The organism is Psychrobacter sp. Choline-02u-9, assembly GCF_002836505.1.
Lineage (GTDB): Bacteria > Pseudomonadota > Gammaproteobacteria > Pseudomonadales > Moraxellaceae > Psychrobacter.
Genome location: NZ_PJBF01000052.1, coordinates 1 through 25053, shown reverse-complemented (window position 1 = coordinate 25053; position 25053 = coordinate 1). Strand labels below are relative to the sequence as shown.

General features: G+C 42.8%; 24 protein-coding genes. 16 read left to right on the top strand and 8 right to left on the bottom strand.

Annotated features, from left to right (window positions below):
• Positions 1 to 228: 228 nt before the first annotated feature.
• Positions 229 to 717, top strand: a complete 489-nt coding sequence (gene ybaK / locus CXF69_RS07855; protein ID WP_102078849.1) for a Cys-tRNA(Pro) deacylase — start codon at positions 229 to 231, stop codon at positions 715 to 717.
• Between the two features lie 204 nt (positions 718 to 921).
• Positions 922 to 1296 (top strand): 5-carboxymethyl-2-hydroxymuconate Delta-isomerase, encoded by a 375-nt coding sequence (locus tag CXF69_RS07850; protein ID WP_102078848.1) that lies wholly within the window; start codon positions 922 to 924, stop codon positions 1294 to 1296.
• Positions 1297 to 1393: 97 nt separating this feature from the next.
• Here CXF69_RS07850 and CXF69_RS07845 read toward each other — a convergent pair whose 3' ends face one another.
• Together CXF69_RS07845 and CXF69_RS07840 are read right to left on the bottom strand one after the other, a co-directional pair.
• Complete coding sequence (locus tag CXF69_RS07845; RefSeq protein ID WP_102078847.1) at positions 1394 to 1864, bottom strand: hypothetical protein; 471 nt, start codon at positions 1862 to 1864, stop codon at positions 1394 to 1396.
• 121 nt (positions 1865 to 1985) lie between these two features.
• Positions 1986 to 3806 carry an acyl-CoA dehydrogenase C-terminal domain-containing protein gene (locus CXF69_RS07840; RefSeq protein ID WP_102078846.1) on the bottom strand — a complete coding sequence of 607 codons (1821 nt, stop codon included), beginning with the start codon at positions 3804 to 3806 and terminating at the stop codon, positions 1986 to 1988.
• 381 nt (positions 3807 to 4187) lie between these two features.
• On the opposite strand from CXF69_RS07840, the gene CXF69_RS07835 reads away from it, so the two are divergent.
• The gene (locus tag CXF69_RS07835) at positions 4188 to 5309 is read left to right on the top strand and encodes an FUSC family protein (RefSeq protein WP_102078684.1); all 1122 of its coding nucleotides are present in this window, start codon (positions 4188 to 4190) and stop codon (positions 5307 to 5309) included.
• A gap of 25 nt (positions 5310 to 5334) precedes the next feature.
• Here the strand turns inward: CXF69_RS07835 and aroE are convergent, their stop codons facing one another.
• On the bottom strand, positions 5335 to 6198 hold the full coding sequence (gene aroE, locus CXF69_RS07830; protein WP_102078670.1) for a shikimate dehydrogenase: 864 nt from the start codon (positions 6196 to 6198) through the stop codon (positions 5335 to 5337).
• A gap of 490 nt (positions 6199 to 6688) precedes the next feature.
• Between aroE and CXF69_RS07825 the strand changes: the two genes are divergently transcribed.
• Together CXF69_RS07825 and CXF69_RS07820 are read left to right on the top strand one after the other, a co-directional pair.
• The gene (locus tag CXF69_RS07825) at positions 6689 to 7351 is read left to right on the top strand and encodes a hypothetical protein (protein WP_057757980.1); all 663 of its coding nucleotides are present in this window, start codon (positions 6689 to 6691) and stop codon (positions 7349 to 7351) included.
• A gap of 3 nt (positions 7352 to 7354) precedes the next feature.
• Entirely contained in the window at positions 7355 to 8383 is a 1029-nt protein-coding gene (locus CXF69_RS07820; protein ID WP_228706754.1) for an aminotransferase class IV, read from the top strand.
• Positions 8384 to 8386: 3 nt separating this feature from the next.
• On the opposite strand, the gene CXF69_RS07815 is transcribed toward CXF69_RS07820, so the two are convergent.
• Positions 8387 to 8584 (bottom strand): DpnD/PcfM family protein, encoded by a 198-nt coding sequence (locus tag CXF69_RS07815; RefSeq protein WP_227526663.1) that lies wholly within the window; start codon positions 8582 to 8584, stop codon positions 8387 to 8389.
• Positions 8585 to 8727: 143 nt separating this feature from the next.
• Between CXF69_RS07815 and CXF69_RS07810 the strand changes: the two genes are divergently transcribed.
• The gene (locus tag CXF69_RS07810; protein WP_102078671.1) at positions 8728 to 9294 is read left to right on the top strand and encodes a hypothetical protein; all 567 of its coding nucleotides are present in this window, start codon (positions 8728 to 8730) and stop codon (positions 9292 to 9294) included.
• On the opposite strand, the gene CXF69_RS07805 is transcribed toward CXF69_RS07810, so the two are convergent.
• Positions 9286 to 10050 (bottom strand): DpnI domain-containing protein, encoded by a 765-nt coding sequence (locus CXF69_RS07805; protein WP_102078672.1) that lies wholly within the window; start codon positions 10048 to 10050, stop codon positions 9286 to 9288. The genes CXF69_RS07810 and CXF69_RS07805 overlap by 9 nt on opposite strands.
• A gap of 170 nt (positions 10051 to 10220) precedes the next feature.
• On the opposite strand from CXF69_RS07805, the gene mltG reads away from it, so the two are divergent.
• The gene (gene mltG, locus CXF69_RS07800; protein ID WP_102078673.1) at positions 10221 to 11510 is read left to right on the top strand and encodes an endolytic transglycosylase MltG; all 1290 of its coding nucleotides are present in this window, start codon (positions 10221 to 10223) and stop codon (positions 11508 to 11510) included.
• Positions 11511 to 11598: 88 nt separating this feature from the next.
• Positions 11599 to 12330, top strand: coding sequence for a dTMP kinase (gene tmk, locus CXF69_RS07795; RefSeq protein ID WP_228706753.1), 732 nt, complete (start codon positions 11599 to 11601; stop codon positions 12328 to 12330).
• A 160-nt stretch (positions 12331 to 12490) separates the two neighbouring features.
• Here the strand turns inward: tmk and CXF69_RS07790 are convergent, their stop codons facing one another.
• Complete coding sequence (locus CXF69_RS07790) at positions 12491 to 14764, bottom strand: cation:proton antiporter (protein ID WP_102078674.1); 2274 nt, start codon at positions 14762 to 14764, stop codon at positions 12491 to 12493.
• 917 nt (positions 14765 to 15681) lie between these two features.
• Here CXF69_RS07790 and CXF69_RS07785 point away from each other — a divergent pair.
• The 8 genes from CXF69_RS07785 (at position 15682) to CXF69_RS07750 (ending at position 23184) form a co-directional block, all read left to right on the top strand.
• Positions 15682 to 17097: a Do family serine endopeptidase gene (locus CXF69_RS07785; protein ID WP_416374999.1), complete on the top strand. Its 1416-nt coding sequence runs from the start codon at positions 15682 to 15684 to the stop codon at positions 17095 to 17097.
• Positions 17098 to 17362: 265 nt separating this feature from the next.
• A complete protein-coding gene (locus tag CXF69_RS07780; RefSeq protein WP_102078675.1) occupies positions 17363 to 18571 on the top strand; it encodes a metallophosphoesterase family protein in 1209 nt (402 codons plus the stop codon).
• 449 nt (positions 18572 to 19020) lie between these two features.
• Complete coding sequence (gene dapA / locus CXF69_RS07775; protein ID WP_102078676.1) at positions 19021 to 19926, top strand: 4-hydroxy-tetrahydrodipicolinate synthase; 906 nt, start codon at positions 19021 to 19023, stop codon at positions 19924 to 19926.
• A gap of 141 nt (positions 19927 to 20067) precedes the next feature.
• Entirely contained in the window at positions 20068 to 20394 is a 327-nt protein-coding gene (locus CXF69_RS07770) for a hypothetical protein (RefSeq protein ID WP_370587156.1), read from the top strand.
• Positions 20395 to 20521: 127 nt separating this feature from the next.
• Positions 20522 to 21235 (top strand): phosphoribosylaminoimidazolesuccinocarboxamide synthase, encoded by a 714-nt coding sequence (purC, locus tag CXF69_RS07765; RefSeq protein WP_102078678.1) that lies wholly within the window; start codon positions 20522 to 20524, stop codon positions 21233 to 21235.
• A 252-nt stretch (positions 21236 to 21487) separates the two neighbouring features.
• Positions 21488 to 21928, top strand: a complete 441-nt coding sequence (locus CXF69_RS07760) for a hypothetical protein (RefSeq protein ID WP_102078679.1) — start codon at positions 21488 to 21490, stop codon at positions 21926 to 21928.
• A gap of 274 nt (positions 21929 to 22202) precedes the next feature.
• Positions 22203 to 22835: a DNA-3-methyladenine glycosylase gene (locus tag CXF69_RS07755; RefSeq protein ID WP_102078680.1), complete on the top strand. Its 633-nt coding sequence runs from the start codon at positions 22203 to 22205 to the stop codon at positions 22833 to 22835.
• Between the two features lie 37 nt (positions 22836 to 22872).
• Positions 22873 to 23184, top strand: coding sequence for a YqfO family protein (locus tag CXF69_RS07750; protein ID WP_102078681.1), 312 nt, complete (start codon positions 22873 to 22875; stop codon positions 23182 to 23184).
• Between the two features lie 142 nt (positions 23185 to 23326).
• On the opposite strand, the gene CXF69_RS07745 is transcribed toward CXF69_RS07750, so the two are convergent.
• Together CXF69_RS07745 and CXF69_RS07740 are read right to left on the bottom strand one after the other, a co-directional pair.
• Positions 23327 to 23692 (bottom strand): hypothetical protein, encoded by a 366-nt coding sequence (locus CXF69_RS07745; protein ID WP_102078682.1) that lies wholly within the window; start codon positions 23690 to 23692, stop codon positions 23327 to 23329.
• 84 nt (positions 23693 to 23776) lie between these two features.
• Entirely contained in the window at positions 23777 to 24436 is a 660-nt protein-coding gene (locus tag CXF69_RS07740) for a hypothetical protein (RefSeq protein ID WP_102078683.1), read from the bottom strand.
• Positions 24437 to 25053 lie beyond the last annotated feature (617 nt).

Genomic DNA, 25053 nt, shown 5'->3' with positions numbered 1-25053 from the left:
CAAATATGTTGCGCTTATGATGCCATAAAAGCCACCAAAGCGATATATAGTGTCTGTATATACTACCAATATTAATACGGTTTGGTTACGCTGTAGTGAGTGACCAATTATACAAAATGCTCAAACATTTGAAAGTTCACATGTTTAGGGTAATAATATATTTATATCACCGATGACTCATAAATATAGCGTCTATTTTTCAATTTCATTTTATTAAGCCTAAAACTTATGACTCCAGCTATCGATCTTGCCAAAAAACGTAACCTTGATTACCAAGTACACGAATATACTCACGACAGCAATGCCGCATCGTTTGGTTTAGAAGCCGCAGAAAAACTCGGCGTAGCGGTGACACAGGTGTTCAAAACTTTAGTAGTGATCACCGATACTGGCGTGCTCGCTGTGGCGATATTACCAGTTGATAAAACACTTAATTTTAAAAAAATGGCGAAGGCGCTATCTTCTAACAAATTGCTATCCTGCAAAAAAGTACAGATGGCCGACCCAAAACAAGTAGAGCGTAGTACGGGCTATGTGTTGGGTGGCGTCAGTCCACTGGGTCAAAAAAAGCGGCTAAAAACCGTGATAGATAGCACAGCTCAAGATCAGGCCACTGTCTATGTAAGTGGTGGCCGCCGCGGTCTTGAGATTGAATTGCCGCCTGCACAGTTGGCCATAACGCTTCATGCTTGCTTTAGTGGTATTACTGATGAGTAAAATGTTATACGGTGGCTATCATCTGCCTATTACAAAATGGCCATGTCGACAATTTCGCTAAGCATATTTATGAGTAATCTATACTGGGTTCGCTTGTATTGAAAATACTTTGGCGCAAGATTGTTGTAGATTGACCATAGCGATGAGGCGTAGACTTATACGCCGGTTTATCTATTATTTTTATCTACATTTAAGGACATGCTCATGCCACATTTAACCATTCAAGTAACACCCAACGTCAGTATCGCTCACGAAGAATCACTACTCAAATCGCTAAACAAAGCATTGTGGGATAGTGGTCAGTTTAAGCTGCCTACTGATATCAAAGCACGTATTGTACCTATTAAGTCATTTCTAGTAGGTGTTGAAGACGATGAACAGGCCAATGGATTTATTTACGCCCACCTAAAGCTGATGAGTGGACGTGATATGGCCGCTCGTGACCAGTTGGCTGAACTGTTGGTTGCTACTATCGAGGATAAAATAGGCGCAGAGCAATCAGGGCGTGCGGCATTGCAGATATGTGTAGAAGTTGAAGAGATAAGTGCGGTCTATCATAAGAAAATGCTTGGTAGCTAACAGTACTTGCCTTTTCAAAAACTGTTTGGTTGAAAAAGCGACTGCTTAAAAAGGTGACTGCTCGTAGGCTAAAGTTACCAACGTTAAATGATTACAATCATTTGCATAAAGGCTGACTGGCATACGTTGGTAGTACCATTACTTCCACTTTATAACCCGCGATTTTGCCTTCGGTAGCCATAAGATTGCGGGCGATACGCAACCGATATGTGCCCGTCGCAGGTAAACAGCTTTGATAGACTATACCGCCTTTGCTCCCATCTTGCGTACCATTTGGCATATGTAATACGCCGACATTGGCAGTCTCAGATGTTCCCGCAAATGGGGTAATATTTATCACGGCATACTGTCCATTTGTAGCGTCAAAACGATACCAGCGTTCATTGTCATTGGGATTTAATTTACCAGTGATGACGCTACTAATAGCACCTTTTGAAAAACGAATAGGGGTATCGCTATTTTTAGCAATCGCACTATTTGCAGACATACTTGCTAGTACCATGCTAATTACCAATGTTTGCATACAGCGTGTGGCTAACGCGGTAGCTTTGTAATAGGGTATTGGCATAGCTTGCTCCTAAAACTGTTCATTGCTGTGTATTCTGTATAAGTATATTTTCAGTTAAGCATAAAAAAGCGCCTAAATGATAGGCGCTTTTTATTGATTATCGATGCAGTTTTAGTCAATTTTAGTCTAAGAAAGCAAAGTGATCGATTTCCATTGATGTCATGCTTTCGCTTGGTGCAACCATCGCTTCTGCGTGACCAGACGTGCGTGGTAACAACTTATCGAAGTAGAATTCAGCAGTCTGAATTTTTGCTTTGTAGAATTCTGGTGCTTCTGTGCCACCCTTTTCTAGCTTTTCGTAAGCGACCGCTGCCATACGCGCCCAGTGGTAACCCATCATCACGTAGCCTGAGTACATTAGGAAGTCCTCTGACGCGGCTGAGATGATTTCACGGTCTTTACGTGCCATCAGCATCAAGCGTACCGTCAAGGTGTTCCACTCAGCACATAGTTTGGTCAGTGCCCAAACAAATTTACGCATTTCTTTATCGAGTGCGTACTCGCCACACCATTTCATGATGCTTGACGTGTAGTCACGAATAATCTTACCTTTAGACTGCAAGATAACCTTACGACCTAGTAGATCAAGTGCTTGTACGCCAGTAGTCCCTTCGTACATCGTCGCAATACGAGCATCACGAGCGATCATCTCCATGCCCCATTCTTTGATGTAGCCGTGACCACCATAGACTTGCTGACCATGCTTGGCAGCTTCGATACCTAGCTCAGTTAAGAAGCCTTTTAGAATTGGCGTATAGAAGCCCAATTTGTCATCCCATTTTTCGAACTCTTCGTCATCGCCATTGACAATACCTTGTGCCATTTTGTCGGCATAACGTGCTGAATGATAAATCATTGAACGACCGCCTTCAGCAAAGGCTTTTTGCGTCAGTAGCATACGGCGTACGTCGGCATGATGGATAATAGCATCAGCTACTTTTTCAGGATCTTTAGTACCAGATAGCGTACGCATAGAACGGCGTTCTTTGGCATATGGTAAGGCGTTTTGGAAAGACAATTCAGTATGCGCCAGACCTTGGATACCAGTACCAATACGAGCCGTGTTCATGAATGTGAACATAGCTTTTAGGCCTTTATGCGGTTCGCCGATTAGATAGCCTGTTGCACCATCAAAGTTCAATACACACGTCGAAGATGCGCTGATGCCCATTTTGTGCTCAATTGAACCACAAACTACGGCATTACGCTCGCCAGCTTCACCTTCAGCGTTTGGCGTGAACTTAGGTACGATAAATAGTGAAATACCGCGCGTGCCTTCTGGTGCATTTGGTAGGCGTGCTAGGACGATATGGACGATGTTGTCTGTTAAGTCATGCTCACCGCTTGAGATAAAGATTTTGGTACCGCTGATTTTGTAGGTACCGTCATCTTGTGGAATGGCTTTTGATTTAACTTGACCCAAATCCGTACCACACTGTGGCTCAGTCAGACACATGGTACCTGCCCATGAGCCTTCGACCAGTTTAGGTAAATAAAGTGCTTTTTGCTCGTCAGTACCGTACTGAAGCAATGTGTTGATACAACCTGTTGATAGACCAGGATACATTGACCATGACCAGTTAGCAGTACCGATCATCTCAGATTTGATAAGGTTGATTGACGTTGGCAGATTCATACCACCGAATTCTTCAGGGTATGAAATACCTTGCCAGCCGCCTTCTACAAACTGGTCATAAGCCTCTTTGAAGCCTTTTGGCGTGGTCACGACGCCATCTTCGAAATGACAGCCTTCTTCACCACCTGATTGATAGAGCGGGGCAATGACGTTTTCAGCAAAATCAGCCATACCTTGTAGAATCATGTCTACAGTTTCAGGATCAGCGTTTTCGCCGTTGTCTAAGCTTTTATAATGCGTCTGATAGTCAAATACATCATTAATCAAAAATTTGATATCACGTAAGGGGGCTTTGTAAGTTAACATAATCGCTCTCTTTGGTTAGTTCGCTATCATAGACTTATGGCGCAATATTTGAGTCACAACTTATGTAAGCGATATTTACTTATTTTGGATGAGCTAGACGTTATATTAGTCATCAAGTGAATTATTAGTGGACAGCTTTCTAGTGTATTAGTTATTAGAACGCCTTTAGTGGCGGACAGCTGTTATGGCGTTGATATGATTATAAATCTTAAACAGCGACAAATATACAACTAATAACTATTATTCATGATTAATTATGTTATTAATTCATTTTAGTTTGTATAGGTAAATTGTATCTTCGCTTGAAATTATTCTATAAAGGGTTATGTAGACTCATTTAAATTCAAAGAAAAATGGACTTATCAAATAGGAAAGCCATTTATGAGCACCTCAAAAAAGCAACAGCGAGCCTCTTGGTTGAGCGCATTATTAACTCGTATTAAGTGGTTAATCGATGGTGAGCTGAATCATTTACTCACAGTCAATCGCAGTCAGCGACCATGGCATATGCCCATCATCGCGGCGATTGCGATTAGCTTTCCGGTGTTTGTAGGGGCTTATTTTGGTGACTTGTCTTCAGGTATCAAAGCATCGCTAGGCTCGATGATTATTCTAAACCTACCATTTGCAGGAGGGCTACCACATCGGCTAGTGACGGTCATGGCTTGGGGTTTTGCGATGATACTCAGCTTTGCACTGGGGCTGATCGCGCAGCTGATGCCAGTGTTGCGGCTGCCTGTGTTTATGCTGATTGGGATTAGCGTGGTGATGTTAGGTCGTTATTATCGGCAACCACCACCAGCGGGATTGTTTGTATTGATGGCGGGTGCGATTGCGCTATTTATCCCCGTGCCGATTGATCAAGTGCTCTCAGCGATAGGGCTTGTGATATTGGGTAGTGGCTCCTCGATGTTGCTAGCGCTACTCTATAGTTTGTTCTTATTGGCGGCCCGTCCTGTTGCTTCTGTCCCTGTCTATGATTATCAGCCTGATATGATTAGCGATAGTCTGATCGTGGTAAGTTTCGTTAGTTTGGCATTGGTCGTTGCCGTTCTATTAGAGCTGCCTTATCCATACTGGGCAGCGATGAGCTGCTTTATTATCATCCAAGGTATGCAGCTACGAACCATGTGGATCAAACAGTTGCACCGTTTATTGGGTACGTTGGCTGGCATGGGCGTGGCGGGCTGGATGCTGTCTTGGGGACTATCAGGATGGGGCATCGCTATAGCAATACTATGTATGATGTTTTTGATTGAATCGTTTGTCGATCGGCATTATGGACTGGCGGTGATATTTATCACGCCGCTGACGATATTTATCGCCGAGTATGGTAGTACGATGTCAGTGCCTCCCGTCGCTGGGGACGTTATCCAAGCGCGTATGATTGATACGGCGCTCGGCTGCGTGATTGGATTGAGCGGTGGTCTGGCGATACACTCTACGCGATTGCGTGTACCGCTGCGCCGTTTTGAAAATTGGCTATTACTGCGTTTTAGTTAATAGCTTTACAATGCATTCTCTTTGATTAACGGTCTTTATTTAACGCTGTTGTCGCTTGTGCGACATCGATAGTATGCCCAGTCCAACGCTCAAAACTTAAAGCGGCTTGACCGATAAGCATACCGTAGCCTTCAGAGATCTGTGCGCCACGAGCAGCAAAATGCTGCAAGAATGGCAGCGGACGACCATACATCATGTCATAAGCGTATTGACAGTTTAGAGCATCATCCAACGGCAACGTATCACCTGACAAGCCAATAGAAGTGGCATTAATGATAATGTCAAAAGCGCCACTGAGTTCATTGGTCGCGCAAACCTCGATATTTTGGTCGTCGATTACTGAGCTGGCCGCACTTAACTCATTTACTAAATCGGCTGCCTTAGACACGGTGCGATTGGCGATCGTGAGAGAGCCAATACCTGCTTCAAATAACGGTAATACCACGCCACGCGCTGCACCGCCTGCACCTATTAGCGCCACACGAGCATCGGTCAGCGGCCAGTCCAGACTCATAATGTGATTGATAAGTCCTTGTCCATCCGTGTTATCACCATAGAGTGCATCAGTGATTGGCACGCCGCTTTCTAGTAGTGCTTTGTTCAATAGTAACGTATTGACTGCACCTGCCGTCTTGGCATGTTCTGATAAACCACCACGCGCTGCGCAGCAGTCATAAGCGACTTGTTTAAAAGGAACCGTCACGTTAGCGCCCACACCGCCACCGCAAAAAAACGCCTCAACGACAGCTGTAAAACTGGCGGCATCATCAGGACAGTACTGACGCTGATAGCTAATATCAATCCCTGCTTGTACAGCAAACTGCTCATGAATCTCAGGAGATTTACTATGGGCGATTGGATTGCCAATAACGATAAAGTGTTGGGTCATAAATAGTCCGCTGGCTAAAAAATAAAAATACTATCAAAGAAGCAATAAGTGGCGTTCAATCATCATAAGGGATAACGCTATGATTGACAAACCAAGAGGCTATCACCAATCAATGATTAGAAAGTGACAGCGTTAATCAGAGGCTGCCTTATCGCTTCTGAAAATAAATTCTGACATTGAAGCAAACATACGCAAAACACGCGCAAGCAGTTTTCTACTTTCTACTAAAGAGAAGGTCGTTTTAGTACGTTATATATTTAACAAATCTGTACTCTCGGGGAGTGCTCCGCGTAACGTAAAAGGTAGTCAAGTGCTGAGCAGTTGGGTAAACTATAAAATATGGAAACCTATATCAATATGCTGTAATGACTGCTAGATTATAATGTTTGTGAAATATGCTCTTTATTGAAAACTATTCGTTATCAGCGGCGTTCCTGCCAGCTCGTTAATACTATTTCGAGATCAATCTAAAAGTGTGAGTAAATTATCCATGTGGAATCCTAACCTACAGACCCTTCTAGTCGGTACGATAATGGCAGTTAGTGTGACGCTCAGTGGCTGTGATAGCACCAAAGAAGATGCTCCAAATCCAGATGCTGAGACCACTGAGCAGGCAACAACGAATGAGCCAGTACAGGACAGCGCAAACAATCCTGACCTAGATGGTGCCACTGCTCAGCAAGGCACGCCAGTGAGATATGATGTCGCAGCATGGGGTACGGATAAGGTTGAGTCGCTCGCTGTGGATGAGTTAGATAGTATAAAATCGGTGTTTGGCGAAGTGATGAGCACTGACGAAAACAGCCTAGACTATGCCAGTAATCCAGCGGCAAAATATCGCTTTATGAAAACGGACGCGCCTTATCTGGATATCATCGACTCTGAAAAATATCTAGAGCTAGGCTGGTATTATGCCAATCCTACTGACACAGACAAAGAAAAAGAGCTAAGCCAAAACCACGCCAAAAAAGCCTATCAACTATCGCGTCAATTGATGGGTGATGATGGCGGAAAAATGGTTGCTGATATGCTAAATAGCCAAATCATCAAAAACCGAATCGTCGGTGGACAAAAAATAGAGCTGGCAAAATGCGAGTTTTATAGCTGCATGCTGGTGATCAATAAAGCCGCCGCTCAAACAGACAATAGCTAAATCATGACCGATATGACGTCAGTGCCAAACGGCTGGGTTTGTCTGTATCCACAAGTCAGCAGTGTGACCGATGATAGTAGTTTGACCAAAGACAGCAGTGTGACCGAAGAGGGTAGGTCGACTAGCCAAACGGTAACCATGTCTTTAGATAATCGCGGGCTGGCATACGCTGACGGCTTCTTTACTACTATAGGTGTCATCGATGGGTTGATACTATGGTCAGATTATCATTATCAGCGGCTTGTCTCTCATGCTGAAGCCTTGCAGCTAAACATAAATAGCGAAGAGCTATTAGCAGTACTGCAGCTGTATGCCCAGCAATTAGAGCAGGGTATGCTAAAGCTAATAGTTACTCGCGCTGCGCAGGATGTGCGCGGTTATGGCTATACACCTAGTACAAATGGTAGCGACTGTGAGATATGGCTAAAGGTTACTGCAATGAGAGTTTCTACTGCGCTGCAACTGTCTTTGCCTGATGGCAACCTAGTACCTATCCAACCTTCTGCTTCGGCAATATGCTTGTCATCTCAGATTGCTTGCTTACCGCCACCGCTGGCAGGTCTCAAGAGCCTTAATCGTTTAGATAATGTTCTCGCTAGTGGTGAGCTACAACGTATAAAATCTGAGCCATTGGCATCAAAGCTTGCTTCAACACTTGGTGAAGGACTACTACGCGATATGAGCGGGCAGTGGGTTGAGGGTACGATGAGTAATGTATTCTATCAATTGGCAGAAGAGTCGCTATCGGAATCCAAAACTACCTCTAGTATTCATAAAGATAATGAAGATTACCTAACCACCGGTCAGTGGTACACCCCTTCTATGGCTCAATCGGGTGTCGCTGGCGTCATGCGTCAGGTAATTATAGATGCACTATCCACGACGCAATATCCAGTCAGAATCAGGTCGCTACGAGATGAAGATTTGCCTAAATTAACGCAGCTTTTCTTTTGCAATGCACTGCGCGGTATCATGCCAATGAGCAGTCTGACGTTATTGTCAGGTGATGTTGTGGATTTTGAATCTGCCTAGCTGTTATTGAAAGATATTGAATTGGGTATCAATAAAATCATCTGGATATAAAACCACTTGCTCATTTCTATACATCTCTTGCGCTTTCAAAAGGGCACTTTGCTCATCTTCTGCGACAACATCCACGATAGTGCTTAATGTTTCGACAATTTCAACTTGAAAGGTTTGTGCTGCCTTTTTATCTTTTATTATTATATTCACACTCGATTCTCATATATCACTTCAGTCATCAATACCAAGTAGATTAGCAAAAGCCATCAAAAGAAGTGATCGTCTTTTGTTACGCAGACTTGTGTCATAAAGCAAATCGATCAATGCTGCTTATCTAATAAGGAGATAAGCCAATGTACGAAGTTTATGAAGATGAAAGTATCCCGCTACAAATCCGTCGTTTGATGGTGTTTGATGAAATTTGTAGATTGGCCAAAGCTAAGCCTAATGAAATCGTGCATTTGTCGCCTTATACTCAATTGGCTTTTGGTGTCATATATTCAAAAGACCTTAAAAGGTTTGTGGCTTTTGGTGGTATGTTTGAGTATGCGCATACGCGAAAAGAAGTCATCGAGCAGGGTATCGACGTTATTCCTAATGATGAATTGGTGATGTGTGCATTGACGGTTAATCTCATTCCTTTTACCAAACCTGTACGCAACTCGGTACAGCTGTTATGGCAGTGGAATTGCTATGTGCGTAATCGATTGCATGCTTATATTGACTATCGTGAAGAGCATTTTTTCAAAATTAATGATGAGATTGATTGGGAGTATCCAGCGCATAAGTTTCATCAGCGCCTTGTGGCTACTGCGCGATTACCACTATGGGATGATAGAGATGAGCTGATTGCCGATGTATACCGTGACAAAAAGGGACAGCCAAAACCTAAGCACTACAACGAGAAGCGACTAGTATAACTTTCGATAATGACCACGGCTCACAAATTCAATGATGCCTTTATCTCGTAATACTTGTAACTGTTGGCGGATTTTATCTTTTACGTGGTTGTTTTCAGGATGTTTGAGCTGCAACTCATCAGCAAAAGCATAGACCTGATTGAGAGAAAAACTGACATCGAGACGGTCAATACATTGCCAGACATCGAGTGTCCAACCGCGTGAAGCCATAGATTGTTTGCGTAAAAATAAAGTCTTTTGGAACTGTTGGGTAACGCTTTCACGCGGTATAGCTTGTTGGTCTTTGACCAAAAATACTTTGCCTGATTCGGGTACTTGGCGTAAGTCAATATTGCAACCAACCCAACCTGCTCGTTTGGCATTCACTGATAAGGGTTTACGCTTAACAATAATATCGGGTGTAAAGAAATGCTTGGGAATAATCAGAAAATTATTGACGGTGTATTCTTTTGAGTAGGTTAAAAAGAAAAAGCTGGGATTGTCCTTACTATTGATACGCTCAATCATCGTCTTATAAGCGCCATCATTGACAACATTGCTTAACTTGGCTTTTTTACTTTTTAGCTCATATTGCTCATTACAATTTCCGCAATAAAAATCAGCGACAGGTTTGTTATTAGCAAACTCAGCTAGCGATTGGGCGCTACAATTGGTGCAGTAACTATTTTCTTTTACCCATGCTTCACTGAGTACACGAACTTTTTGAGGTTCAGAGTGATAGTTTTTAGCAAGACTTTGGTTGAAATGTAGGTTCATAAGATATTTTCATTATTAATAGATAAGCTGAGAATATTGAAAAAAACACCTAAGTATTAAGCCATATAAACTGCTATCAATAGCAAGATAATTCATAAGCTAAGCAAATACCATTGAAAATCGCACGGTTCAGTGCTAAATTCTAGCAAACATCTGCCTCGCGAGTTGCCATGAGCAAGCCTACACCCAATATACCACCTGAACGTCCCAATGAGTCGCCGTCAAACAAACAAGATGGCACAGTCGAGGAGCGTGTCGATACCACGCTGCCGGACGCGCAACCAGTGGTAGATGAGGTGGAAGACACATCAGCAACGCCAGCAACCAACGTCTCGCTTATCAGCGGCAACAGTAAACCGCGTCAATATAAAGTCAATAACCCATCGTTTTTTATGCAACGCGGCTATCAAGTGCTGCTAGTGTTGGGGCTTATTGCTGCATTTTTCTTAGTCATGGTTTATCAGACGTTGTTTGGTCGTATCGAGCAGCCGCAGCAAATGGTCACGATTGAACCAGGTCAGACGTATTATGGTCTACTACCGCAGTGGCAGCAGCAGATTCCGTTGTTTTCGGCAGGCGTGGCCAAGCTATATATCAAATCACAAGTCGATGCGCCGTTGCATGCTGGTACGTATAAACTACCCGAAAACCCGACTATCGCTGAGGCGCTACAGATACTAGGTCAAGGCGCAAAAGCAGCCATGGTCAAGGTACAGATCATCGAAGGTAAGACATCTAAAGACCTTTATCAAGCGCTGCGTGATAATGACAAAATCGAAAAAGAAGTACTGACCGCAGATAGTGACAATGCGAGTATTGCACAAGCATTGGATTTGACGGGTGTACTGCCAGATAGTGTGGCTAATAGCAGTGACCCAATTGTTAACTATAATCTTGAAGGTTGGTTCGCGCCTGATACCTATTATTATGGTGAAGGAACTAGCGATAAAAAAGTATTGACTGACTTGTATAATCGTCAGCAGCAGGTACTGACTGATGCGTGGGAAAATCGTGCACCGAACCTCCCTTATAAGAGTCCATATGAAGCGTTAGTGATGGCATCTATTATCGAAAAAGAGACCAGCGTAGCTGATGAACGTCCTTTAGTCTCTGCCGTATTTAGAAATCGCTTGAATAAGAACATGCGTATGCAGACGGACCCGACTATTATCTATGGTATGGGCAGTCGTTATGATGGTAATATCCGCCGCAAAGACATCAATGAAAAAACGTCTTACAACACCTACCAAATTGATGGTTTACCGCCAACGCCAATTGCGCTACCATCAGCGGCCTCTATCGAAGCGACTTTACATCCTGCCGATAGTGAAGCGTTGTATTTTGTGGCAACGGGCAATGGTGGGCACAAATTTACCAATAGCTTGGCTGAACACAACCAAGCGGTAAAAGACTATCTCAGTGTTATGCGTGAGAAAAAATCTCAAACGCCGCCGCAGTAAATATCCTTCTTAATCTTCTTAAAAAACTTATCGTTTATTGAGTGCTACAAAGTAGAGGTAGCGCTCATCAATGACATAAGGTCATATCATGTCAGTATCTATGCACACCAGCACAACACCGTCACATACCAACACCCCATCATCGAATCTACCTGAAACAAGTGCTTCAAATACGGAGACGGCACCTACGTTAGGCCGCTTTATTAGTTTTGAAGGAACCGAAGGTGTGGGAAAAACTACCGCGATTGAACAGTTATGCTTGCGGTTAGAAGCTAATGGCATCTCGTATCTACGTACTCGTGAGCCGGGTGGTAGTCCATTTGCCGAACAGTTACGTGATATATTATTGGACCCAGCGACAGATATCGAAGACGATACCGAGCTGTTGCTATTATTTGCAGCGCGCTGTGATCACATGCAGCAAGTCATTTTACCAGCGCTCCAAAATGGCACTTGGGTAATATGTGACAGGTTTACCGACTCTACTATTGCGTATCAGGGCTTTGGGCGTGCGTATGGCGACGAGTTGGTACGCGGCAAAATAGATATGCTTATCAAACAATTTGTGACGCAGCTTCCTGAGCTAACGTTGTGGTTGGATTTGCCAGTAGCCGAAGGCATGAAGCGTGCCAACAAGCGCAGTGCAGCAGATCGTTTTGAGCAGCAGGCTACCGAGTTTTTTACTTGGGTGCATACTGGTTTTAGCCAGCTAGCGAGCGAATACCCTGAGCGCATACAGCGTATTGATGCATCGGGTAGTACGGATGATGTGAGTGCACGTATATGGCAGACAGTTATGGACAGATTCGATATCAAATAACTAAATTTTGCCAAGTAGATTTATAGGGCAGTTAGATGTATCGATAGTTAGTTAGACAGTCAGTCAGTTAGCACCAATAAAAAGCCCCAGCTCATTGCTGGGGCTTTTTGTTAAGGTAAATATTTCATCTTTAAGTCAATAAAGCAGATAACAACACATATTATTTGTCGTCTGGCTTATCTACTTTTACATCCTCAGTAGTAGCGATAGAGGCATCGCTATCCTGAGCAGAGTCAGGTAGACGATTTGGGTCAAGTGCTCCTTTTTTGTTTTTGGGCGCACTACCATTGCCATTACTGTTCGTAGAGGTTTTGGTCTTCGAAGTCGCTGTCGAGTTTGCAGACATGACGCCTTTATTATCCCCATTAGTAGCAGACGTTTTTGGCTCTTCTACTGGTTCACTTTTCTCTACGGTAGTGTTAGAAGAGGACTTAGTCTCGGTACTACTGCTTTGAGTGGTTGATGACTGATTAGCAGTGTTTTGTTCATCACTTTTATCACTATCTACCGAAGGCTCTGGCGCTGCTGTCTGGCTATCGTCAGGGCTAGGCTCCTGCTCTTTGCGCTTTTCAGGGGCTTTTGAGTTTGACTCAAAGTTAGCATCAGCTGCCATGCGAGCCTGCTCTTGCTTAGGCGTTACATCGACTGGCTTTGGCTGTACTTCATCGTCTACCACTAGCGATATAAGCTTACGGTCACGAGGGACAGTACCGTCAAACTTATCGGTGATGACGTGCAGTTTACCTTCTTTGTCGACGGTATATAGCGGTACAAATTGCTTATTATCCGCTTTATACTGCTCAAAGCTATAGCTATCCGTAATGTTGGTAATCTTAATTCGAGCTTTTTTGGACAGCATACTGGCAAGCTTGGTATAGGTCACATCTTTGCCAAACAACCACTGTGAATGGAAGTTCGATTGCTTATCATCACGCTCGCTTTTGACTTTTTCATCACTGAATTTAAGACGGTATAGCTTACGCTCACCAAATTCATGACGATAGTGAATCTCGGACAGCGTGTTCATTTCTTTGTCCATACTCATCGCAAACAAGCGACCAATACCGATCAGATCCAGATGATGATCTGCATGATCAGAGATAGGATTACCAAAGTAAGTACGCAGACCGCTCATGCGTGCGCGTGCAATATTGGTGTAGTTATTGTGCGCAACGATGACGTCGAAGCCTTGGTCTTTGAGAGAGGTAGCAATCAATAACGCAATTGGGTTTGAGCCAACGATAAGGATACCGTTGGTCTCAGGCTCACGTACGCCAAGTAAATTACCGACTACTTTTGCACCTAGACCCTGAATCATGACCGTACCGATAATGACCATAAATACCAGAGGTACAAGTAGCTCTACGCCTTGAATATCATACTCTTGCAAACGAATCGCAAACAGGGATGAGATGGCAGCGGCAACGATACCACGTGGCCCAATCCAGCTAATCATCAGCTTTTCATTGGTCTTAAGGTTAGAGCCGATAGCTGATGCCCAGACTGATAATGGACGTGCGACAAACATCACGATAGCGAGCAGCACTAGCCCTGCAAAACCAACGCTGAGCAAACTTGCTAGCTCTACACGCGCCGCCAGAATAATGAACAGCACTGAAATCAGCAAAATGGTCAACGATTCATTGAACTCTAAAATCGTCTCACGTGGGAATTTTGGCCAGTTTGCCAGTGCTACGCCCAGTACTGTGACGGTCAATAGACCTGACTCATGCTCTAGATGATTCGATATCGAAAATAACACCAGTACAAATGCTAGGGTAAAAACATTACGCAAGAACTCAGGAATCATATGACGACGCATAAGGAACGCAAGTAGCCAAGCGCCCGCCATACCCATTGCAGTTGCCAATACGACAATCTTAGCAAACAGTAGAATACTACTGGCTTCGCCGCCTGAGATAATGTACTCATAGACCAATACCACAGCGATAGCGCCGATTGGGTCAATGATAATACCTTCCCACTTTAGAATGTTGGAAATGGTTTTGTTGGGGCGTACACTACGCAGCAGCGGCATAATGACTGTCGGACCCGTCACACAGACTAACGCACCGAAGAGTAGAGCAATCAATGGATCGACATCGAATAGTAAATAAGTCGATAGGGCCACGATCGCAATGGTAATCAGTACACCGACTGATACCAGCATCTGTACCACGGTACCATGTTGCTTAATTTCATCGAACTCTAGCGTTAGCGATCCTTCAAATAGGATAATTGCTACGCCCAAAGAGATGAAAGGAAACATCAGCTCGCCTAATACCAGATCTGGGTCAAATACACCCAGCACTGGGCCGACGATAATACCAATCAGTAATAAAAATAAAATGGATGGTTGCTTTAAATACCAAGCCAACCATTGGGCGGCAATGCCAATCCCAACCACGCCGGATAGCAAAAGGGCGGTATCCATAAATTAATCCTTTTATAATCTTGTCATATTTTATATCTATCGATAGCTGTTATAAGATAGTCGCTACCGTTTATTTAACAATAAGTTGTTATCCGTTTTTGTTGTAGCCAAGCTATCGCACTGATAGCCATCGTGAATCACAACATAAGCTAGATATGATATAACTACTATAAAGTAGCAAAGACAAAAGCGCTTCTAGATAAATCACAATACGCTAGAAATGCAAAAGATGGAAAACAAGAGTGATGATAGCCAGTTTAATGAGGTCGTAATAAACAGACTCATATACAAGCTAACTTTTGTTTGTTTAGTAAAATATTTGGTTTGACATCATACCATGATTTTATTTCAAGCTGATGTAAGCCGTACCTGCTAAAAAGCTATCTCACGGCCACAAAAGTATACGAAGCTCATATGAAATAACGCTGCCTTGGGTTATCCTGCACTATGCAAAAGGTGCTAGCAGAATACTTTAAGTTTTTATTTATCATACAGTAGCTGCGTGGGGCATGCACGTCGCGTACAGGATAATAGTGTTAGCGCCATGAAATATCATATACTGAACGTTGAAAGTATTTATTTTTATAAGACACTATTAATCATGTTCTACACTATTAACCACCTTCTAAAGACAAGCGCTCTATAAATATTCAAGTAGTGAGTAGTGATAAAAATAAGCGTAAAGTAATTGCTAAATAGGTATGACAATAAGTTCGAATAAAAGTGCTGCGTAGCATAAATAGACAAGATAAATAGATAAAAGAATATAATTTCACCAAATAGTAACGAATAGGGACATGCCGCTTGGTGTAGTCGCTATCGCTGACAATCATAACGTGGCTGTTAATAGCAGCGATTACTCATATGGAGGACACAAAATGCCTATCAATATGTTCAAAGGACAGACCACTGCCGATATGCAGCGCTGGTTACAACGTAGTGCTCTAGCATTCGCTATTAGTACCGCTATGTTTGCTAGTATCAATGTCACGACGATAAACAGTGCGCAGGCTGCAGTCACTACGGCTGATTTTTCTGGTTTGGTGCAACAAGTCACGCCAGCAGTGGCACGTGTCAATGTTACCAAAACGATTAGTGAGGCCGAGCTCGCTAAGGCTCAGACTGCTGAAGTGTTGCGTCAGTTCTTTGGTGATCGTCTACGTATTCCTGATCGAGTCGCGACGCCAGCGATTGAACATGCTTATGGTACGGCCTTTTTTATTACCTCCAATGGATATATGCTGACCAACCATCATGTCATCGCAGGTGCGGACAAAATCACTGTGACGCTCAATGATAGAACCGAGCTTGATGCAACTTTGGTTGGTAGTGACGAGCGCTCAGATGTGGCTGTGCTAAAAGTTGAGGGCAGTCAATTTCCAGCCCTGCCTATCGGCGACTCAAGTGGTCTAAAAGTAGGAGAGCCTGTATTAGCAATCGGTTCGCCATTTGGTTTTGACTACTCAGCTTCTGCCGGTATTGTCAGTGCTAAATCACGTAGCTTTTCGCGCGAGACCAGTGTGCCATTTATCCAAACGGATGTGGCGCTAAACCCGGGTAACTCTGGCGGGCCACTATTTAATCAGCGCGGTGAAGTGATTGGTATTAACTCGCGTATTTTTAGTGGTACTGGCGGTTATATGGGACTGTCATTCTCTATCCCTATTGACGCTGCCATGGATATTTATGAGCAGCTGAAAAATGACGGTGAAGTGGCACGAGCATATCTAGGAATCTACCCACAAGATATCGATCGCAATCTGGCCGAGGCTTATAATTTAGAGCGCCCTCAAGGTGCCTTACTGACTCGTGTATCACCAGATTCACCAGCACAAAAATCAGGCCTAAAACCTGGTGACATCATCTTGCAATACAATGACGTACAAATCATGGAGGCGTCCGATTTGCTGAACTTGCTCAATCGAGCGCGTCCAAGCGACTCCTTCCGTGCACGGATTCAGCGCAACGGTAAGCAGATGGTGATTAACGGCAAGCTCGCTTATGCGCCCAATGATGTAAGAGCACAGAGCGGTAATGAGCAAAATGACGATGTACAGTTGGGCTTGCGTTTACGCGATTTGACGGCAGATGAACAAGCAGAAATCGCAGTCGATAATAAAACGGGCATATTGGTTACCACAGTGGATCCTACTGGATTGGCCGCGCGCTCAGGTATTCTGGCAGGTGATGTCATCACTAACTTTCATCAAAAGCCGATCGAAACAGTGGCAGATTTTTCAGGTGCTATCTCATCTCTTCCTAAAAAAGGAGTGGTCACTATAGAAGTTATACGCCAAGGCATTCCTGCTATTATTGGTCTACGTATTGAGTAGGTGTCATGATTAAATCGTGGCTGTTAATATGACTAATAATGTAACTCAGATTATGGTTCAGGGTATAAAGGCAGCGCGCACGTCAATAATTGTGCTTGTCTATCATGGAGGTCGACCTCTATAATGTTTGGTTTTTTATCAAACAGCTAAGAGTAAGACCTCAACAGCAATCCATTCGTTAAATGAGCTATTGATCAATCAATAGGCTCTAAGGTGGGCCGAGTCGCTTAGTAGGCTCGTACCATTATGCAACCGCTAGGTAATTATGACTGACCCCGCTCTACATACGCTTATTACAACGACGTCAGCAGCACTGCTAGCGTACATTGCACTGTGGTCAGGGCTACAAACGTTTAATGCCAATCTTACCAAGCGCTTTATGCGTATTTGGGTAAAGCTCGCATTATATTATGCTGCTTATACGATGCCTGTTTGGGCAGTATTGCTTATCATGGTTTGGTCACAGGAGCTGATGCCGATGTTAGCGCAGCTATCACTATCTGCCGTACTTATGGCAATATTGATGATGGGCTTGTACTTTTATACTGTCATTGTACAACCCAACCGCTTACGATTAGAGCATCATTCTATTGACTTAGATTTGTCTACACCGCTCAAGGTCGCCGTATTGGCAGATTTGCATATAGGGATATACGGTGGTAAGCCGCGTCATATTCGCAAGCTGGTCTCTACTATCAATGCTTTGTCAGCAGATGCCGTACTGATTACTGGGGACTGGCTATACTACCCAAGTGCAGATTTAGTGGGTCAGTTAATGCTGTTCAAGGGGGTAAATAAACCTGTTTATACAGTCATGAGTACCTCGGACTTGCGTTATCAGTCTATGAATACGACCAAGCAAGGTCAGCCATTATTAGAAGATACATTGGCTAGTACTTTTGATGTACTCGATATTAACTATATCGATCAGCAATGTACGTCACTGCCACTCAAATGTGCAAGAGCGACAAATGAGCAGTTAGTCGTCAATCAGTCGACTTATCGAACTAATAATCAAGACAGTGTTGAGCAAGAAAACTCGAATACAAATTCATTAGTAGCGGTGCTTTGCGGCTGGCAAGATGTGTCCAAGCAATCTACAGATATTGAAACGTCAGAGGCGACTGATAAAGCAATGCTTGGATCGGAGATTGCCAATGCCACCAGTCCAGTGATTATCTTGGCATCACGATTTGATAGTATCAGTGATCTGCCAAAGTCTTTACAGCCACGTCCTTTATTAATAACAGGTGCTGCAAAGGCTATTCAAAAAAATATCCTGCTTGCTCAAAAACAGAACGATATTCGACGCAGTAGTGAGCAATCAGCATTGCTATGTAACAGTCGTATGGGTAAGCAGCGCGGCTTATATCAACATGCAAGTGCACAGATATTTGTTAGTAGCGGCATCGGTACGAGAGGGTTGCCTTTTCGATTCTATCGACCTACTATCGATGTGTTGACGATTCGTTAATATTACATAAGAGACTTATCAGCGCACGTTGATTACGCTAAACTGCTCCTGTAGTAGTGCGATTATTTATTTGCAAGGTTTTAGCCCAAGCTTTATATATTTAAGCAAAAAATAATGCCCGTTTTTTGGTACTAAAATTATGAGCTGACTGCCAATTGATTGATAGCGGTCAAATCAAAATATGCTACACTAACGAGCACTCTTATTATTATATTTCTGTCGGTTAGTAAGCAGGCCTTTACTCTTGGTAAATTGCCATCACGATACTGATATCGTAGATATAATTATCTATGGTACAAACGCTATTATAGTAAGTAGAGACGCAGCATTAACATCAAGTAAGTTACGCCATCAGCGTTTATCAACGCACACAAAGCAATGGCTACTTGCAAACGACCTATCATGTGACAGCTTTAATAAAAGCTAGGATAATACAGTAAGGCACGGTTATGAGCACAGCATACGACGAGATCAAAACCCGACTACAAGGCTCAATGGTAGCTTTGGTAACGCCCATGCACCCTGACGGTAAGGTCGATTATAAACGTCTCGCAGATCTCATAGATTGGCAGATCGAGCAGGGCACACACTGCCTTGTGGCTGTTGGTACTACTGGCGAATCAGCGACTCTATCTATGCAAGAGCATAGCGATGTTATTCGCTATTTCGTTCAGCATGTCAAAGGTCGTGTACCGGTCATCGCGGGTACTGGTGCCAACAACACGATGGAAGCCATCAAGCTGACTCAGGATGCTGCCGATGCAGGTGCGGACTGTGCGTTGCTAGTCGCTCCTTACTACAATAAGCCGCCACAAGAAGGCTTATTCCAGCATTATCAAGCCATTGCCAAAGCCGTAAATATACCGCAAATGCTGTATAACGTGCCTGGCCGTACAGTAGTTGATATCGCTCAAGAAACGGTTGAGCGTTTGTGTGATATCGATAATATTGTTGCTATCAAAGATGCGACAGGATCTGTCGGTCGCGGTGAGCAGTTGATCAAAGCCGTTGGTGATAGAATGGTTGTGCTATCTGGTGATGACGGCACTGCGCTTGATCTAATGAAAGTAGGTGGCAAAGGCAATATCTCAGTAACGGCCAACGTCGCACCAAAAGCCATGAGCGAGACTTTCGCTGCTGGCTTGCGTGGTGAATTTGAAGCGGCTGGTAAAATCCATGACGTGGTCAAGCATCTGCACCGTGACCTATTTATCGAATCAAGCCCTATCCCAGCGAAGTATGCATTGCACAAAATGGGCATTATCGATAAAGGTATCCGTCTGCCATTGGTTTGGCTCGCAGAGCAGCATCATGCAACTATTGATGAAGCATTGGTTCGAGCAAACATACTATAAATTGATATTTAGCCAATTGATATTCGGCGATTTAAGACTTGCTGCACATTAGATGAGTGCCATTCGAGCTAGCAGCAAGCCAACTTATCACGATAAGTCAATCGCCTACATGAGCAATAACTGCTAACTCAGAGAGACAACATGATGACAGTAACATCAAAGACAACATCATCAACGACAAAATTATTTCCAGCAATGCTGACCTTGGTTTTGGGTAGCACTTTGGTATTGAGCGGCTGTCAAGCGACCAAAAACCTGCTTGGTAAACGTGACAACGGTAGCTTAGATTATCAACAAAGCAAAAAGCTTGCACCGATAGAGCTACCTGCCGCCCAAGAAACGGCACCTTTCGTACCTTTGTATTCAACACCTAATGCTGGGGCAAACACGCTTCAACTACAAAATGAGTCAGGCAATCAGTATCAGCTGCCAAAACCTCAGCGTGCTGTTAGCAACACTTCGAACTAAACTTATTCCCTTATCTATATCGCTGACTGTTGCGTTTTTATCATAGCCGCAAACCATGTATCTTACATCAGTCAGCGGTAGCTGCGCGTTTTTACCACATAAGCTTGAACGAACAGGAACCCCCATAATGCAAAAGCAACAACTGCTGTATAAAGGTAAAGCCAAATCTGTCTATGAAACAGAGGATAATGATCTTCTGATTTTGCACTTCCGTGATGATACCTCAGCGCTTGATGGTAAGCGTATCGAACAATTAGCACGTAAAGGTGTGGTTAATAACCGCTTTAATGCTTTTATCATGCAAAAATTGTCTGATGCTGGTATCGAAACACATTTCGAGAAGCAATTGTCTGATGACGAAGTGTTGGTTAAACGCTTGGACATGATTCCTGTAGAGTGCGTGGTGCGTAACTTTGCAGCTGGTAGTTTGGTGCGTCGTTTAGGCTTAGAAGAAGGTCAGGAATTGACGCCGCCAACTTATGAGCTGTTTTATAAAGATGATGCGCTAGGTGATCCGATGGTTAACGAGTCACTTTCTGTGTCTCTTGGCTGGGCGACCAAAGAGCAACTGGCTAAAATGGAAGAGCTAACCTATCAAGTCAACGATGTACTAAAGGCATTGTTTGATGCGGGTGATTTAATCCTAGTTGATTTTAAACTAGAGTTTGGCGTATTCCATGACCGTATCGTGTTAGGTGACGAGTTCTCACCAGATGGCTGCCGTATCTGGGACAAGAACACCAAGAAGAAACTTGATAAAGACCGTTTCCGTCAATCATTAGGTGATGTGATTGAAGCTTATGAAGAAGTGGCTGACCGTATCGGTGTACCATTAAAATAAGTATCAGATACTTAGCATAAAATAAAAACTGAGCCATGTGCTCAGTTTTTTATTGTCATTATATTTGTAATGCTACCCTAGTGAGGACTCGAAGGCTCGGCTGTAGCTCAAGTGATTTCAATTAACATAACCTCCTGTGTCGCATTAGTGTACATCCGAGTGTATTTGACAACCTAGGCTTGATGGCTCTTCAAGTAAGTTATCATAGAGGCAATTTATCGCTGACTATTTAGCGCATTAGAGGTCATGAGTATGTCATTTAAAGTGTTGCCACGATTTATCGAAGAATTAGGTACTGAATATACAAGTCAAGATTCTAAATACTTCTTAGGTAAAGATAAGCTTAAAGAGTTTCCAAGTGTATTAAATCATATAAATAAGCTAACCTCAGCAGAGGCTAGCTTATTTTCAAATTATATGAGAAGTGGAGAATTAGTTTATGCATGGATGGGACTTGTAAAGGATCCAATTGATAGTAAGTATAATGTTTGTACAGGTGAGTACTCGGATGGAGTTTTTTTCTGGTATGACATGCACATTTATCTAGTTCAAAAATATCGCATAGATTTGCCTAAAGAGTTTAAGGCACACATTATCTCTTTTGGAAACAATTACGCGCATTTAAAAAAATTAGATCAAGGAGATTTGCAGGTATCAACTAGAAAATCAGAAAATATACTCTTAAAGTATTAACGGTATACCCCAACGGAACCAGCTATTTCACTCTTCAAACGTATTAACAGACTACTTAAAATAGACTGCCATAATGGAACCACACATCACAGCCTGCAATTCCTATCCATTTATCAACTAGTATCATTCTTTAAGCACAGGCTTGTAGTTTAGCTCGTATAAAAAATCAAACATAGCGCCAACACTGTCCTCGATACCTTATCTTATTTTTATGCTAATTTGTTAGTACTTACTCATATCAATTAGACCATAAAAATAAGAAAAGGTTTTGCTAATGTCTACTGCCTCATCAACCGTTTTGGAGCCTGACTGGTTCGCTCGTCCAACCTGTGTGGTCGCTGCTGACCTGATTGGTAAAGTCTTATGTCGACAGTTAACCAATAGTGATGGACAGCAAAAAACGCTACGTATGCGTATCTCTGAGACCGAAGCCTATATTGGTCAAGATGATCCTGCGTGCCATTCACATGCAGGTACTCGAACGGCGCGCACAGAGATTATGTATGAGCAAGGCGGAGTGTTCTATGTCTATTTGACCTATGGCGTGCATCATATGCTAAATTTGATTAGCGGCTCTATAGAGTCGCCTGAATCGGTGCTGATACGCGCTGGGTTTTTGACTGATGATAGTGACCGTCTGATCGAAGAGCAACAACTCAGTCCAGATAAGCAGTTTACACATCCTAAGCAGTTTGCAGGCCCTGGCAAATTGACCAAACGCTTGCAAATTGATCGCGATTTATATGGCAAACCTGTTTCGCCGATATCAGAAGTTTGGATAGAAGATGATGGCTGCCAGCCACCTGTATCACTACGCCCACGTATTGGTATTGATTATGCAGGTGACGCAAAAGACTGGCTGCTACGTTATATATGGACTGATCATCCTTCCTTATCTAAGAACTAGCAAATTGAGACTCAAAACCATTCTATGAGGTAAGCCTATGTATAAGTTGACCGTTTTTATTCCTGATGCAGCGTTAGACCAAGTGAAATCTGCTCTGTTTACTGTTGGCGCTGGGAAGATTGGAAACTATGAGCAATGCTGTTGGCAGATACAAGGAGCCGGTCAGTTTATGCCATTATCAGGCAGTGAGCCGCACATTGGTACACAGGATAGTTTAGAAACGGTCGATGAGTGGCGAGTGGAAATGGTAGTGGATGAAGCCTTTATCGATGCTACCATTGCCGCATTAAAAAAGTCACATCCATATGAAACACCAGCTTATGATGTGATAAAAGTTTTGGGTTTTTAGTTTTATATAGAAAAGTATCAGATGATTGACTGTAAGAATTCTCATAGAAAAACCAAATAAGCCATTTGCTAACTTATTTGGCTATAAAGCTTTTAATATTTCAACTGAGTATTAATAGTGAATGTCAGCCCTTAACAACTGATTAATCTTTTTTAAGCTTAATCACGTTGTAGCTTGGATAGCCTAGCTCAATTTTATAATCGTCGCGTCCACGTTCAGCCTTTATCTTAATCTTACGATCACCGTTTTTATATTTGACGTCTTTGACACGGTATCCCATGCTACGGACTTTACTAGCAGCTCGTTGCTCGACAACGGAGACATAGCTGTCTTTGTCGTTCTTTTTGTCTTTGTGTTTTTTATGGCCTTTATTGTCCTTATGAGTGTGCTCGTAAAGGTTGTCATAGCCATTCGGCGCAGTTACACAGCCTGTGGTCACTGCTAATAAAGCTGCGACTATGCTGCCAGTCGCTACTGTTTTTAATGTTGAAAATGATAGAGTTTTCATAATGATTTCCTAGTAATATATCGTTGCTCAATATGGGTAAAAGCTAAACGTACCGAGGTAATTAGCTAAAAATGTTGAAAGCGATCAATCTTTTCTGACTTTGATCACATCTAAATTTGGATAACTTAATAGTATCTCGTACTTCTGTGAACCGCGTTTAGCCTCAATCTCAAAGATACCGCGCTTATTTTTTTCTTCAAGATCGATATCTTCGACACGGTAGCCCATCGCTCTTACTTTATTGACAGCGCGGCGTTTTATAGCTGGGTATCGTGATTCTCTTTTAATAGTGTCTTCGACATCGCCTTTTTTATAGCGCTGACCATTCTGATAATTATCTTTATGTTTGTTTTCTTTATAGCGGTTATTATTATTTTGCGACTTATTATCCCAGTTATCTGGCCATGCTTTTTTGCTTGAGCTGATGAGTCTTAGGGCAGGGTAAGTATATTTTAGCTCGTAGGCTTGGTTGTTCTTTTTAGCATACGCCGTAAGAGCTCGATCACCACGGTAACTATCAGCTCTGATATCTATAACCTGATAGCCTTTGCGGCGCAAGTCTTGTCGAAGCTGCTGACTTACGCGATTAAAATTATTGTTTTGGCTATTATTATCACCACGATAGACAGGCTGATTGTCATATACTGAGCCTACAACCGCACAACCTACTGTCGTACCCAATAATGCAACGACAAGACTAGTAGACAGAGTGGCCTTAATAGAAAAGGGTTTTATTATTTTCATGAGGCAATATCCTATGATGGTATTAAGTAGGTCGTGTAGGTTAAAGGTACCTATATTCTCTATAACTATAAGATTTTAAAAGTATTTTGGTTTATTAAGTTAGCTAGCAGTTAGCAAGTGTCTTTGGTAGTTTATTGTTCGAAATATTTACTTACATTATCTATAATAGAGTACAAAACTTTGCGGCAGGTGTCTTTTGCGTTAATAAGTTGTAATAATTGTGGTAAGTAAAATATATTGTTGTAAGCATATGCTTACACGCAATGACGTTTACGCGACTTAACATGCGAGTGAGAGTTAGGCATTATAGTCACACGGCATTAGGGAATGTGACTCAAGGATTGAGTTGACCGCATTAAGGATAATGATTCGATAACTAGCGTCAGGATGACAATAGCGATTGAAGTAAGGACACAGTCCCTTTGCTGATAGCAGCAAGTAATACTGAAGCTGTAGTGTAGTAAAAAGGGTAGGATGCCCAGTATCACAATGTACTGAATATTTGTGCAAGGATGCATGAAAAGCAGTCGTGGTAGGTAACATGGATAGTTAACAATAAAACCGCATAACAATTGATTGCTATGCGGTTTTATCGTGTCTGGAGGACGGTGATTTAT